The sequence below is a fragment of the Chryseobacterium sp. PET-29 genome, assembly GCF_025736815.1.
In the GTDB taxonomy this organism is placed as follows: Bacteria; Bacteroidota; Bacteroidia; order Flavobacteriales; family Weeksellaceae; genus Chryseobacterium; species Chryseobacterium nepalense.
Map to the genome: position 1 here is coordinate 2,230,109 of NZ_CP107053.1, position 13,719 is coordinate 2,243,827.

The 13,719-nt window shown below is 36.3% G+C and carries 12 protein-coding genes; 7 read left to right on the plus strand and 5 right to left on the minus strand.

All coding sequences use genetic code 11. From position 1 onward, the window contains the following. The first annotated feature begins 17 nt into the window (after window positions 1-17). The 5 genes from ODE14_RS09880 to ODE14_RS09900 all read left to right on the plus strand — a co-directional run bounded on the left by ODE14_RS09880 (window position 18) and on the right by ODE14_RS09900 (window position 4,551). A complete protein-coding gene (locus ODE14_RS09880; protein ID WP_263601333.1) occupies window positions 18-602 on the plus strand; it encodes a TetR/AcrR family transcriptional regulator in 585 nt (194 codons plus the stop codon). Window positions 603-734: 132 nt separating this feature from the next. Then, a complete protein-coding gene (locus ODE14_RS09885; protein WP_263601334.1) occupies window positions 735-1,475 on the plus strand; it encodes an SDR family oxidoreductase in 741 nt (246 codons plus the stop codon). A 160-nt stretch (window positions 1,476-1,635) separates the two neighbouring features. Next, window positions 1,636-2,604, plus strand: coding sequence for an SDR family oxidoreductase (locus ODE14_RS09890; protein ID WP_263601335.1), 969 nt, complete (start codon window positions 1,636-1,638; stop codon window positions 2,602-2,604). A gap of 26 nt (window positions 2,605-2,630) precedes the next feature. Continuing rightward, window positions 2,631-3,416: a helix-turn-helix domain-containing protein gene (locus ODE14_RS09895; protein WP_263601336.1), complete on the plus strand. Its 786-nt coding sequence runs from the start codon at window positions 2,631-2,633 to the stop codon at window positions 3,414-3,416. Between the two features lie 82 nt (window positions 3,417-3,498). Next, on the plus strand, window positions 3,499-4,551 hold the full coding sequence (locus tag ODE14_RS09900) for a tetratricopeptide repeat protein (protein WP_263601337.1): 1,053 nt from the start codon (window positions 3,499-3,501) through the stop codon (window positions 4,549-4,551). A 112-nt stretch (window positions 4,552-4,663) separates the two neighbouring features. Here ODE14_RS09900 and ODE14_RS09905 read toward each other — a convergent pair whose 3' ends face one another. The 4 genes from ODE14_RS09905 to ODE14_RS09920 form a co-directional block, all read right to left on the minus strand. Further along, window positions 4,664-5,590: a malate dehydrogenase gene (locus tag ODE14_RS09905; protein WP_029294870.1), complete on the minus strand. Its 927-nt coding sequence runs from the start codon at window positions 5,588-5,590 to the stop codon at window positions 4,664-4,666. A 197-nt stretch (window positions 5,591-5,787) separates the two neighbouring features. Next, on the minus strand, window positions 5,788-6,339 hold the full coding sequence (locus ODE14_RS09910) for a biliverdin-producing heme oxygenase (RefSeq protein WP_263601338.1): 552 nt from the start codon (window positions 6,337-6,339) through the stop codon (window positions 5,788-5,790). 28 nt (window positions 6,340-6,367) lie between these two features. Then, on the minus strand, window positions 6,368-8,560 hold the full coding sequence (locus tag ODE14_RS09915; RefSeq protein ID WP_263601339.1) for an ATP-binding protein: 2,193 nt from the start codon (window positions 8,558-8,560) through the stop codon (window positions 6,368-6,370). A 265-nt stretch (window positions 8,561-8,825) separates the two neighbouring features. Continuing rightward, on the minus strand, window positions 8,826-9,839 hold the full coding sequence (locus tag ODE14_RS09920; protein WP_263601340.1) for a nucleoid-associated protein: 1,014 nt from the start codon (window positions 9,837-9,839) through the stop codon (window positions 8,826-8,828). 269 nt (window positions 9,840-10,108) lie between these two features. On the opposite strand from ODE14_RS09920, the gene ODE14_RS09925 reads away from it, so the two are divergent. Then, window positions 10,109-10,465 (plus strand): hypothetical protein, encoded by a 357-nt coding sequence (locus tag ODE14_RS09925; protein ID WP_263601341.1) that lies wholly within the window; start codon window positions 10,109-10,111, stop codon window positions 10,463-10,465. Window positions 10,466-10,536: 71 nt separating this feature from the next. Beyond that, a complete protein-coding gene (locus ODE14_RS09930) occupies window positions 10,537-10,944 on the plus strand; it encodes a hypothetical protein (RefSeq protein WP_248391486.1) in 408 nt (135 codons plus the stop codon). A gap of 86 nt (window positions 10,945-11,030) precedes the next feature. On the opposite strand, the gene ODE14_RS09935 is transcribed toward ODE14_RS09930, so the two are convergent. Next, window positions 11,031-13,532: a cation-translocating P-type ATPase gene (locus tag ODE14_RS09935; RefSeq protein ID WP_263601342.1), complete on the minus strand. Its 2,502-nt coding sequence runs from the start codon at window positions 13,530-13,532 to the stop codon at window positions 11,031-11,033. Between the last annotated feature and the right edge of the window lie 187 nt (window positions 13,533-13,719).

The following is a 13,719-nucleotide window of genomic DNA, read 5'->3' on the forward strand; positions in this document are numbered from 1 at the left end:
CTCAACAAAATACAAAAATGGCAGGAAGACCGAAAATATTCGACGAAAAAGAAGCGATAGATAAAGCAACAGAAGTCTTTAGAAATAAAGGCTACGATACGGCTTCCGCAGATGAGCTGCTAAATGCCATGGGAATCGGTAAAGGCAGTTTTTACCTTGCCTTCAAAGGGGGAAAGCAGGAACTTTATATTCGTTCATTAAAGCAATTCGCTGAAGAATTTAGTAAAAAAATTATTTCTGCAATTGAACATTCGGATGATCAGATCCAGTTTATCAGACGTTTTTTTTTGGTTCTGGCTGATGCTGAAAACTGTGATATAGACAGAGGCTGCTATCTTGGAAATGCACTGGTTCAGCTTTCTGAGAAAGACGAGGATATTAAAAAAATCACTGCAGGATTATTAAAAAACCTCCAGAAAATTTTTGCAACAGTCATTCGTAAAGCCCAAGAAAACGGAACGCTTGAAAACAGTGATGATCCTGAAGTTCTGGCATGGCATCTTACCAATCTCTGGAACGGAATTCATGTAACAAGACGCATGGAAGCCTCCCACGAAACACTCAGATCGATGATTGAAATGAATTTGAGAATCCTCGAATAAAGATACCCTAATTTTAAATATAATTTAATACCATCCTATACTTACAACTCTTAAATATTAATAAACTTTAATCAATTTTGTACCAAATAGTACAATTTACAAATCAGATAACTTTAAAAAAAGCAAATTATTATGAACCTTACAAACAACACCATTTTAATTACCGGAGGAGGTTCCGGGATCGGATTAGCAATTGCCAAAGCATTGAGTCCGGACAATACCATTATTATCGTCGGCAGAACAAAAGAAAAATTAGAAGCCGCAGCGAAAGACCTGCACAATGTTCACACGATCCAGGCTGATATAACCAACGAAAAAGATATAGACCGTCTGGTGGAAGAAGTGAAAATAAATTTTGGCGGGCTGAATATCTTAATTAACAACGCCGGCAGCGCCTATGTATACAATGTTGCAAAAGACGGGGACGCTTACAGTAAAGCGGTTACGGAGTTCACCACCAATTATTTTGCGCCCATCAGATTATCGGAAAAATTTCTTCCGCTACTAAAACAGCAAAGCGAAGCGGCTATCGTAAATGTTTCATCTATTGTGGGTTTTGTTCCCGGTGTTTATCTTCCAACGTATTCAGATTCCAAAGCAGCGCTGCACTCTCATACCCAATCGTTGAGATATGAACTGGCAAAAGACACCAACGTAAAAGTTTTCGAACTGATGCCGCCTTTGGTAAATACAGATTTTTCCGTAGAAATCGGTGGTCGGGAAAACGGAATTCCGGCTTCGGATGTTGCGAACGATCTGGTGAAAGCCCTTCAGGAAGATATTTATGAAATTCGTGTTGGAAATACAGGAGTGTTATACGATAACTTTTTTGCCGCTGCCGAAGATGCTTTTGTCACTTTTAATAAGAATTAAACAAAACTGATCGAAGTTAGATTTCATATATTTTTCTCCTGCGGATTTTCCCGTAGGAGATTTTGTATTAATCTGAACTCCACAACAAACAAAATTTGAACCGTACAACAAATTCTTAACTCCGGATATTACCCAACTTTGTATTGTAAAATTTAAAATAATGGAAAATACAAAGACAACAGTTTTGGTGACGGGAGGAACAGGATTTCTTGGAGTTCATACTGTATTACAATTATTACAGCAAGGATATGATGTGAGAACGACACTTCGTTCACTTTCAAAAAAGGACAGCATCATTAAAGCGTTGGAAGAAGGCGGAATTTCAGATTTTTCAAACCTCACTTTCTTTGAAGCGGATCTCACCAGTGACAACAATTGGGATGAAGCTGTAAAAGGCTGTGACTATATTCTTCATGTGGCCTCCCCTTTCCCGGCTCAGGACCCGAAAGATGAAAATGAACTGATCATTCCGGCAAGAGACGGTGCTTTGCGTGTATTGAAAGCAGCAAGAAACGCCGGTGTTAAAAGAGTGGTTTTAACCTCATCTTTTGCGGCAGTCGGTTACAGCATTAATACTGAAAATCATGTTTTTACAGAAAATGACTGGACGGATATCAATACAGAGCTTCCGGCTTACATCAAATCGAAAACCGTGGCAGAAAAAGCAGCCTGGGAATTTATTGAAAAAGAAGGAAATGGACTGGAATTATCCGTTATTAATCCTGTAGGAATATTCGGTCCTGCACTTGGCGGAATTACCTCTGCTTCACTGGATATTGCCGTTTCCGGCATTTTGGAAGGTAATCTGGAATATACTCCTACTTTTACCATGGGTATCGTAGATGTAAGAGATGTTGCAGATATTCATATAAAAGCTATGCTAAATCCTGAAGCTGCGGGAGAGCGTTTTATTGCAACCGCAGAAGGTGTGATGAGTTTTTACGATGTTGCCGAACTGTTTAAAAAACAAAGGCCACAATATACTTCTCATATTAAAAAACTGGAACCGATTGGTGATGAATTCTATAAACAGATATCCAACAAAAAAGCAACAACAATACTCCACTGGAACCCCAGAAGCAGAGAGGAGGCACTACTGGCAAGCGCTGATAGTCTTATGAATCATTGATAGATTTATCGTATCTTTAATACAACATGAAATTCAACAATCTGCAGTCTTGCCATTTAGGACCTGAAATTTCTCCGGAACAGTTCATTCCGGAGCATTTCTTTTTGTTTCTGCTAAAAGGTTCGATGATCGCCTATGACGGAAACAAACATTACCAGATACAGCCCGGTGATTATTGTATTGCCCGGAAAAACCATCTGGTGCGGTACACCAAATATAAAGACGAAGGGCAGTTTGAAAAAGTAATTATAACTTTCGATGAGGCTTTCCTTAAAAAATTTCTGGAGCGCCATTCCTACACTGCTGAAACAGCAGATAACGACGATTCATTTATCTTCATTAAAGAAGATCATTTGGTTAAAAATTTTATCCGTTCTCTGGAACCTTACTATGATGGTACGGAACAGCTTGATGATTATTTTGTAGACATCAAACGGGAAGAGCTCATGATGATTCTGCTGAAGAACAATCCGGAACTTAAGAATATTTTTTTCAATTTCAGTATTCCGCATAAAATAAACCTGGAGCATTTCATGAATGAGAATTATAAATTCAATATCAGTTTAGAGCGCTTTGCATTTATGACTGGCAGAAGTTTATCTACCTTTAAAAGGGATTTCAAAGCGGCCTTCAATATGGCTCCGGGCAAATGGCTCATTAAAAAACGCCTTCAGGAAGCATACTTTCTTCTGGATAAGGAGCATCGGAAACCTTCGGATATTTATATTGACCTGGGTTTCGAGGATCTTTCCCATTTTTCTTATGTCTTTAAAAAAGAATTTGGTATTTCGCCCTCGGAGCTGCGGGGTTGAGGTTAACAGTAGATTGAAAATATTTTCAATCAAAAGCACTACGATTATTTAAATTTGTGTAGTTTTGGGCAAAGCTAATTTCATGAAAACTACTTTAATTGTAATAATAATTACTTCTTTCCATTTTTGCAATGCCCAGAAAAAAACTTTCAAATGTGAGAAAGTATATGATGCAGTTAAGCTCATTGATCAGTCAGAATTTGATGAAGCCATTGCTATTCTTGAAGAATGTGAAAAAGTTGATTCCAGTGATTATACCTATCCCTACGAAATTGCTTACGCTTTAATAGGTAAAAAAGAATATAAAAGTGCTATCTCAAAACTCGAAAAAATTAAGAATTACCAAGACATAAAATCAGATTATTATCAACTTTTAGGAAATACATATGATTATGATAACAATCCTAAAAAGGCAATAGCTATTTATGACGAAGGCCTGAAAAAGTTTCCGAATTCAGGAAGATTATATCTTGAAAAGGGAGTAATTTTTGAATCGGATCAAGATTATAATACTGCAATAGAATTGTATGAGCAAGGAATGAAAGCCGAACCAATGTATTCTTCAAATTATTATAGGGCTGCAAATATTTTCTTAAATTCTGATAATAAATTATCCGGACTCATTTATGGCGAAATATTTTTAAACCTTGAAAGAACGACTAAAAGGTCACAGGAAATGAGCAAAAAGCTTTATGACACTTATAAAGCTTCGATAAATTTTAAAAATAGTAAGTCTTTAGAAATATCGATATGTAAGTCGATTAAGCTTTATCCTGAGAAAAAATTAAAAATGCCTTTTTGTATGTTGTTTGAAGCTAATCTCGCTTTGGCTGCAATAGATCAAAAAGAATTCAGTCTCAATAGTTTTGCTGAAATCCGAAATAAATTCCTTATTCTTTACAATGATAAATTAAAAAAAGATTATCCAAATGTTTTATTTGATTATTTCAAAAAAATGGAAGATAATAAAGTATTCGATGCTTACAATTTTTATATTTTTCAAATGGGGGATAAGGAGGCTTTTACTACATGGCTAAGTTCACATAAGGAAGAATATGAAAGATTTGTAGGTTGGTATACTTCTCAGGAGAATATGATTAAAGTTTCTGCAAATACTGCTCTTACGCCCCTGTAATTTTTAATTAAAAGATTTATGTGAAAGCATTGTATAAGAATTATGAATGTATTCAATAAAACTCCGCGCCCTTCGGGCGCGGAGTTCATATATAAGGTAAAAAGTTTATCTATTAAAACTTAAGATCTCCGTTCACTTCTCTTACTGCATTGGCTGCTTCAGCGAATTTCAATTGCTCTTCAGCAGTAAGGGTTACGTTTACGATTTTTTCAACACCGTTTGCTCCGATGATGGCAGGAACACCAAGACAGATATCATTTTGTCCGTATTCTCCTTCAAGCATTAATGAACAAGGGATCATTTTTTTCTGATCGCAAGCGATTGCCTGAACCATTACGGAAACAGCAGCTCCGGGAGCATACCATGCAGAAGTTCCCAATAATTTGGTAAGCGTTGCGCCTCCTACTTTTGTTTCTTCGATTACATATTTTTGTTGTTCGGCATCAAGGAATTCAGTTACAGGAACCCCGTTTCTTGTAGCTTTACTCAATAGAGGAAGCATTCCTGTATCACTGTGAGCAGCGATTACCATTCCGTCTACGTCAGAAATTGGAGCTTCTAATGCTTCAGCCAATCTGTATTTGAATCTTGCAGAATCCAGCGCTCCACCCATTCCGATGATTTTGTGCTTAGGAAGACCGGAAGTTTTGTGTACAAGGTAAGCCATTGTATCCATTGGATTGGAAACAACAATGATGATTACCTCCGGAGAATGTTTTACTAAATTTTCAGTAACTTCTTTTACAATTCCTGCATTGATACCGATCAGTTCTTCTCTCGTCATCCCAGGTTTTCTTGGAATACCAGATGTAATAACGGCTACATGAGAACCTGCAGTTTTGCTGTAATCTCCTGTTGTACCGGTAATTTTCGTATCGAATCCGTTAAGAGATGCCGTCTGCATCAGATCCATTGCCTTACCTTCAGCAAATCCTTCTTTAATATCTACCAAAACCACTTCCGAACAGAAGTTTTTCATAGCGATGTATTCTGCACAGCTTGCTCCTACAGCGCCTGCACCTACTACAGTTACTTTCATAATATATTTATATTTATTTATTGTTTTTAAAGGTATTATGAACTTTACCGTTTCATAATATAACTTTTAAATTATTTATTAGAATTATTTATTTAGCTTAAAATTGAAAGCTCCCAAATTTAACAATTCCTGAAAAATTGAGCAATCTTTCAGGAATTTAATTATCTTAAAAACGTTATTTAGAATATAAAATCTGTTTAGCTGACGTTCAGCAGGAATGAATAAAGCTTTTTGGCACCGGATAATACCTCATCATAATTATTTTCATGGACTTCGGCATCAAGGGTTTCTTTGAAGCTTTTCCACATAGCACCGGTGTTTTCGTGGTAACAGCCGAAAAAGTTGAAGGTAATTCCATCAAAGCCGTCGGTTTTGGAAAGTTGTTTAGCAATGACATTTCCACCCAAAGTTGAACCTTCTATCACATACATGGCTCCAAGTGCTTCATGCTGACTGGTCAATTCCAGTTCACTGCCGGCAACAGCTTTTTTCAGTAAAAGGCTTTTAAGATCTTTCTCAATTAAAGGCAGCTTCATTCTGTCGCTGAGCTGCAGCTTTTCCGAATATTTGTCAAGTTTCTTAAAGATCTTATCTTCAGAATGCAAAAGCATCAAATAATTGCTGTGAATAATTTTTTTATAATCTTCAAGAGTAAATGTTTTACTGAAAATTTTTTTTGAGTTGAAAAGCTTTTCGGCAGCATCGTGATATGATGCCGTATTTTGTTTTAAATATTCTGATACAGTCATAAGGATTTTGATATTCCCTAAATAATCATTAAGGTTTTTTAAATGTTAGGATAAATGAAGTGCCTTCCGGAGAACTTTCGTATTCTACATTACCGCCGATCCGTTTCATAATTCTGTGGACAATTGATAGCCCTACTCCATTTCCTTTGAATTTTTTGGCATTATCCATCCTGTTGAAAATTTTAAACATTTTGTGTTTATTTTCTTCAGGAATACCGATTCCGTTGTCTGAAATTCTGTAGATCACCATCTCGCCCTGTTCGGTCCCTTCAATCTCCACCACCGGTTTTTCCTGTTGGGAAGAGTATTTTATCGCGTTGTTGATGATATTTAAAAACACCTGATGGAGCATTGTTTTATCAGCAAGAACTTCCGGACATGCCTTAATGATAACTTCACTTTTCGGAGTTCCGAAAGTAATTTTGGCATTTTCACAAATCTTTTCGATGGTTTGCACCGTTTCAAGTTTTTCAAGCTGGATTTCACTATGTTTAGCACGGCTGAGCTGTAAAACATCATGCATCATTTCCGCCATATTGTCTATCTCTTCGATGATAGAATTAATTTTATTACGGCTTTTCTCAGATTCGTCTATCAAAGTTTTAAGAAGCATCTGTGCATTCAGCTTCATCACCGTAAGCGGTGTTCCCAGGTCATGAGAAATAGTATATGAAAAACTGTCGAGTTCTTCATTTACTTTTTTAAGCTCGTCGTTGAGCCTTTTAATCGTATTATAGTCTTTGTGTAATGCTTCTAAAATAAGGTCCCGCACTCCCTGAAGCGCCAGAATATTCCTGGAACTCCATCTTTTAGAACTTCCTTTAATATCTTCTGTAAATATTTTGAAAGAGGTCCTCGGGGAAACCATCATTTTTTCTTCTCCGTTGTTATTCACCACCTCAACTTTTTTCTCCGGATTCCCAGCCCAGTTGATGTGTTCATCAAACTCTTTACGGAACCAGATCAGGACATTGTTTTTATTCCGTTCCATGAAATAAATAATAACACCCGCGGCCCTTTCATCAAGCCCAAGTTGCTGACCGTAGTCTTTAAGGAAACTTCGGCTCAGGTAAATAGTGTCTTCAATATTTTCATGGGCCCATTTGGTGATTTTTTCAATGACAGATGGTTCGGGCGTGATTCCTTCTGTGATGGTATGTTCATCTGCAACCACTGCAAGACCGTCTGCATCAAGAAGTTTTCTTAGTTCCGCCTTATTTTCCGTTAAGGACTCAAGTAAAGTATCGTGTTTTAAAAATTCCGCTTTTAGACGTAAAACTTCCTCATTAAGCTGGAGGCGGTAATTCAGTTCATTTTTCGATTTGAAAGATGAAAAAGCATTGGATGCCAGTGCCGTGAAAATCCCGGCCTGCACACGGTCTTCCAGATCAATATGCTTTGGTTCCGAATTCTGGCAGGTAACAAGACCCCAGAGATAATCATCAATAATAATGGAAACACTGAAACTTGAAGACGCACCCGAATTTTTAATATACTGTCCGTGGATGGGAGACATGGCCCGTGAAGTTGAATAAGTAAGGTCTATACTTTCCTTCGTTCTGCTTAGCAGCGGTACCGGTTCCTCATGCACATTGCTGAATATTCTTTTTCTTTTTTTAAGATACAATTCTCTCGCCTGGATGGGAATATCAGATTCCGGATAGTGAAGGCCAAGATAGCTTTCGAGGTTATCGTTTGTTTTTTCTGCCACAACTTTCCCGGAACCGTCCATCATGAATTTGTAGACCATCATACGGTCATAATTCACAATTTTAGATAATATATTAAGCAGCTGATCCCAAATTTCCTGTTCATTTTCAACAATATAAAAATTATCATATTTGTTGGTAATCTGCTTATTGGGATTTACAAGAACCTTTTCAAATTCAAGAAAAATATTCCCTTTACTTCTGAATGCCGATAAGTGATACTGATTGTCTCCGATAAATACTTTATCAAAGAACGTTTCATTATCTCTCCGCGTGAAATTAGGTAGGGATTTAAATATATCGGAGCTAATAATACTGCCGAAAGCTTCCGGAAAATCCGTAAGTTTTTTACCGAAAAGCTCTTCAGAACTTTCGATTTTAAAAATATCCTCAATATTCTTGCTGAAAAAAGTGATGGAATGAGATTCTGCGTCAATGCCAATCAGATAGCCAAAACTTTGTACGTAGCCCGGAATATGGATAGGCTCTTCATGACACTCTACAAAATTCATATAATACTTTGATCAATCAAATATAAAAAAAATTTTAAAGCTGTGGTATTTTTTTAAATGAAAGAGATACCACACAAAAAATATTACTCTAAACTGTGATAATCGATTAAAAAAATTAGAAAAAAATTATTCAGCTTTCTATTTTTAATGGAATAATTTATATACAGTTTAATAGCCTTTTTTATTTGGTTTATTTTAAAATAGCAACATTTTTGCCGTAGCAGCTTGTTCGCTAACTATTTTGCAAAATACACAACTGTTAACATTACACTTCTTTTTCGAAGTATAGCATATAATATTTTCCTTTTTCATCTTCTCCCTGTGCGATTTTTTGGCGGTCGCCGTGGATATAGATATGGAAATTCTTGTCTAATTTAATAATGCTTTTAAAATGCCTCTGGGTTTTCTTGACAGCCGTTTCGTTGATCGGGAATTCTTCTGCGATATTGATCTGCATATCCTGCTCATAATCGGTTTTAAAATTCACAAAACTTTCAATAACATGCTCATCCTGAAGTACTTCTTTATTAAAATCATCCAGATTAAATTCTTCTTTTTCTTTAAAGAAATTGATGGATTTGTTTAGAAAATCTGCCTGATCTGCCCTGGAAACTTCAAATTCCTGCGGAAGCTGCTTGGTGATATAATCTTTATATACCATCAATGCTTCCTGGGTGTGGAAATATTCGTCATCACGCTGTTTTACCTTCAGAAAATCTTCAAACCAGTAATACATATCCCCGTTTTTATTGTTGTCCACTACAGAAAGTACGTACCCCGTTTCTTTATCATTATTATAAATAAGAGCCGCCTTATCTATTTTGGAAAGACCGATACCCTGATCTTTTTCTATCACGAAACTGTCTTCCTGAGGAGAAATTTTAAGGAAAGATTCTCTTTTTTCCATTTTAAAGATCCCGATTTTGTCAACTTTTTCAGTGCCTTCTCTTTCATCTTCAAAATAAATGATAAATAATTCTCCTCCCTGAACTCTTGGATTTTCGGCTGCTTCAAAAAGATGTTTGGCAATATTTTCCGCTTCCCAGAGAAATTTGGCCTTGTCATCAAAAATTTCAGATACGGAACTGTAGACCGGATTATTCACCAGATAAGAATCGCTGTAAAAATGAAACGTTTCTTCTGATTTGAAAGATCCAAGAAAATAATTCTCCAGCAGCTCTGCCATTCCCTCATCAAGCTGAAGTTCTTCCTGAGAAAGCATTAACGATTCTCCGTTGATTTTATTTCCTACTCTGTGCATTACGATTTTTGAAAACATCTCCTGAATATTTTTGGACTGCAAAGATATTAATAATATCAGAGAATCAGCACCATTTCATTTTGATAAAAAAACCTTGTCAATTTGGGAGTGGCCGGTCTGGTGACCGGATTAGCTATTTATAAATAATAACCTGACTATCAAAACAATACATTTGAATACCCCACACCAACCTGAAATTTGGCATTATGATTGTGAATATCCTTCTGATAGCCTTTCAACTATTATTAAATCTATTGATAATATTTTTTTAACCAACCACAAAATATATGAACTATTTACAAGCCACTCAGGAAATAACCGTTGCAATTCCGGAAATCTGCAATGATCTTAATGAAAAAAAAATAGAGAATTCGTATCATATTATTGGTTTTTTAACCGATAAAGTAAAAAACATGATCCGGCAGAACAACACCAGCTGTTTATTTAAATGCCTTGGAAAAATGAATGAATTGTACAACAAAGGAGATAAGATGGTAAAAAGTGCAATTGAAAATTCTTTTGTGTATTCACTGGACAGCTGTACCGCTTTCTGTGCTAAAGAATACCGTGATCTGATTTTCAGTCGTCTTTCACCTGACCTTCAAAAAGTGTATGCCCGACAGATTTACAGCCACAGTATCTGATTATATTTTATTTTCAGACTGTTTCCACAGAATTTATAAACTTTGGTACGGTTTTCGTTTAAATAAAGTACTTGAAATTAATTATGATGAATGCACCAATGCAAACTATTGATCAAAAAATAGCTGTTGAATATTTAAAGTTTTTTTACCCGCCGTTGCGCACCGAAATCTCCCAACTTTCCGTACAGAATAATTTTGCAGGTATCATTCAGGCCACTATCAATTATTTGAAAAGTCTCCTGTTGGAAGCAAAGATAAATATCATTTCCCATCATATGAAACTGATGCATCTGATCTACCGAAACGGGAATTCTTACATAAAAGATATCATTGAAAATCTCTTTGTAAGATCTTTTGAAAGTTTTAAAAAACATGCTAAAATTCAGCATTGGAAACTTCTTTATCAATATATGCCGGTAAGCTTCCAGGAAATTTATGATGAGCAACGAAAACAAGACAAACTATTTTTCGGTAAATAAAGTATTTACAATAAACTTCGGGCGGAACCTTTGGTTCCGCCCGAAGTTTTAATATAATCCATAATGTAATGATAATATTGTCGATATCAAACTGAAATTCTTTTAACAAATTTATAAAGTTCAAACCATAGTACCGAAACAGCAGCTGTAGCCACTACCAGCAATAGCTCATTGATATTCAGAGATGTTACATTAAAGAACCTTGAAACAGGATCTATATACAGAATAACAAAAAGCAGTACCAATACCAATACCGTAATCCCCGCAAGCAGCGAATTACGGTTTTTAAAACTTTCTATAAAGCTGTAATAAAAAGACCTGTTTACAAGACTGAGCAATATATTGGCAAAAATCAGAGTACTGAAAACGAGCGCCCTGGTTTTGATTTCATCATTTCCAAGATAGACGGAATATTGATAGATGCCTAATATTCCGGCCGTTATTACCAATCCCTGAATAATACTTATGGTAAGTTCTTTCCAGTTGAGGAAAGTATCCGTAAGGTTTCTTGGCGGATTATTCATGGTATTTTTCTCCATAGGTTCATTTTCGTAGACAATAGAGCAGGCAGGTCCCATAACCAGCTCTAAAAATATAACATGTACCGGAGTAAAAATACCGGGAAATACCCAGCCTAAAAACAGAGGCAGCGAAACGGTAAGTATAATGGGAATGTGAATAGAAATAATATACTGAACCGCTTTTTTAATATTGGCATAAATTCTCCGCCCCGCAGCAATCCCAACAACCAATTTTTCCAGATCATCATTCATAAGCACCATTGCTGCTGCCGATTTGGCAATTTCAGTTCCCTTATTTCCCATTGCCACACCAATATGTGCTGCTTTTAAGGCCGGTCCGTCATTTACACCGTCTCCAAGCATGGCTACTACCTGACCCTGCTTTTTTAAGGCCGTGATTATTTTAAGTTTTGCTTCAGGAAACATTCTGGTAAATAAGGTTTTCTCTTCGGCAATTTTCATCAATCCCTCTTCTGAAGCCGATGCAACATCATTACCGTTCACCGCGGCCGTACTGTTTTTAATTCCCGCCTGCAGGGCGATAGCCTGTGTTGTATCGCTATTATCTCCTGTAATTACTTTTATTTTTATCCCCGCATTATAGATCTGTTCCAATACTTTTTTAATTTCTTTTTTAGGAGGATCATAAAATACGGTTAATCCAAGGAAGTCAAAACTGAAATCCTGTTGTTTTTCCGGGAAATCATTTCCTTCAAAGCCTGACATCGACACTCCCAAAACCCGGTATCCCTGTTCTCCGAATTTTTTTACTACTCCACGTATTTTAATTTTTTCTTCTTCTGAAAGTCTGGAAACATTAATGATAGCTTCCGGTGCTCCTTTCGCAGCAACAATTCTTTCTTTCTGTTCATTTTCAAACAGATGGGTCATCATCGGAGGCTTACCTTCCAACGGATATTCATGAAAAAGTTTATAGCTTTTTCTTTCATCATCAGGACGGTTCTGCTCATAGGTTTTGTGAAGCGTAATTTCCATAGGATCAAAAGGAACAGGCTCACTGCTCCACATAGCATAATCAATCAGCCGGTTTAGTTTTTCCGAATTAAATTCTTCCTGTCCGTACACCATATCTGAGCGGTAATCATAAAGATATTTAAGCTGCATAACATTTTCAGTGATTGTTCCTGTTTTATCGGTGCAGATTACCGTTACACTTCCCAAAGTTTCCACAATACTGCTCCGCTTGATGATAATACCGTTTCGCATCAGCTTCCAGGCTCCCAATGCCATAAAAGTTGTAAAAGCCACAGGAATTTCCTCAGGAAGCACGGACATAGCCAGCGTAAGACCGTTCAAAAGACTGCCAAGAAAATTTCCCGTTTTGATGAAACTGAAAGTACAGACTCCCAGAAAAATAATGATTCCGATGATCGCCATTCCTTTTACAAACTTCCGGATCTGGATCTGCAGCGGCGATTCTTCTTCTTTGATATTGATAATAGACTGTCCTATTTTTCCTACTCTCGTTTCTCTGCCAATACGGTCTACCCTATATACTGCAAGACCGGAAACGGTTACTGTTCCGCTGAATATCTCATTATCTTCAGATTCGCTGTCTTTAAATACAGAATAACTTTCTCCGGTAAGAGAAGATTCATTGACTGAGAAATCATTACTGTGTACAATTCTTCCGTCTGCATTAATCAGATTTCCTTCTTCAGTAATACATAAATCCCCCACCACAATTTCAAAAGTTGGAATTTCTATGATTTTTGAATTCCGGATTACTTTGCTTAAAGGTTCATTAAGCTTTTCCAGTTCTTTCAGCGCTTTTTTGCTTCGGTTATCCTGATAAAAAGAGATTGCCGTAACGGCAAGTATGGCAGCAAACATAAATAGCGCTTCCCCGTAATCTCCTATCAGAATATAAATAAATGAAACACAAATCAGTAAAATAAGCATCGGTTCCTTCAGAATGCTGACAAGAACATTCATCCATGTTTCTTTCTGAACTTCTCCCAAAGTGTTGTATCCGTATTTTTTTCTGGAAAGTTCAACTTCGGCTTCTGTAAGTCCTTTTAAGTTTTCAGGTATATTGTAAGTCATAGCATATGAATAGATTACTAAAGTTAAGAGTTCTTCTTTTAAGTACTGACATTATTTCACTTTATGAATAAATCATATTATTTTAGAAAACTATTAAAAAAATTATGAATTATGAGTGAAAATTACCTCGCCACTCCTGAATTTACGGAACCATTATACAGGTTTACCAAATATTTCATAATAATAT

What these genes read in the sequence shown, in the direction of transcription:
- ODE14_RS09880 (WP_263601333.1), top strand. Translation starts at nt 18, where the DNA reads ATGGCAGGAAGACCGAAAATATTCGACGAAAAAGAAGCGATAGATAAA.
- ODE14_RS09885 (WP_263601334.1), top strand. Translation starts at nt 735, where the DNA reads ATGAACCTTACAAACAACACCATTTTAATTACCGGAGGAGGTTCCGGG.
- ODE14_RS09890 (WP_263601335.1), top strand. Translation starts at nt 1,636, where the DNA reads ATGGAAAATACAAAGACAACAGTTTTGGTGACGGGAGGAACAGGATTT.
- ODE14_RS09895 (WP_263601336.1), top strand. Translation starts at nt 2,631, where the DNA reads ATGAAATTCAACAATCTGCAGTCTTGCCATTTAGGACCTGAAATTTCT.
- ODE14_RS09900 (WP_263601337.1), top strand. Translation starts at nt 3,499, where the DNA reads ATGAAAACTACTTTAATTGTAATAATAATTACTTCTTTCCATTTTTGC.
- ODE14_RS09905 (WP_029294870.1), bottom strand. Translation starts at nt 5,590, where the DNA reads ATGAAAGTAACTGTAGTAGGTGCAGGCGCTGTAGGAGCAAGCTGTGCA.
- ODE14_RS09910 (WP_263601338.1), bottom strand. Translation starts at nt 6,339, where the DNA reads ATGACTGTATCAGAATATTTAAAACAAAATACGGCATCATATCACGAT.
- ODE14_RS09915 (WP_263601339.1), bottom strand. Translation starts at nt 8,560, where the DNA reads ATGAATTTTGTAGAGTGTCATGAAGAGCCTATCCATATTCCGGGCTAC.
- ODE14_RS09920 (WP_263601340.1), bottom strand. Translation starts at nt 9,839, where the DNA reads ATGTTTTCAAAAATCGTAATGCACAGAGTAGGAAATAAAATCAACGGA.
- ODE14_RS09925 (WP_263601341.1), top strand. Translation starts at nt 10,109, where the DNA reads ATGAACTATTTACAAGCCACTCAGGAAATAACCGTTGCAATTCCGGAA.
- ODE14_RS09935 (WP_263601342.1), bottom strand. Translation starts at nt 13,532, where the DNA reads ATGACTTACAATATACCTGAAAACTTAAAAGGACTTACAGAAGCCGAA.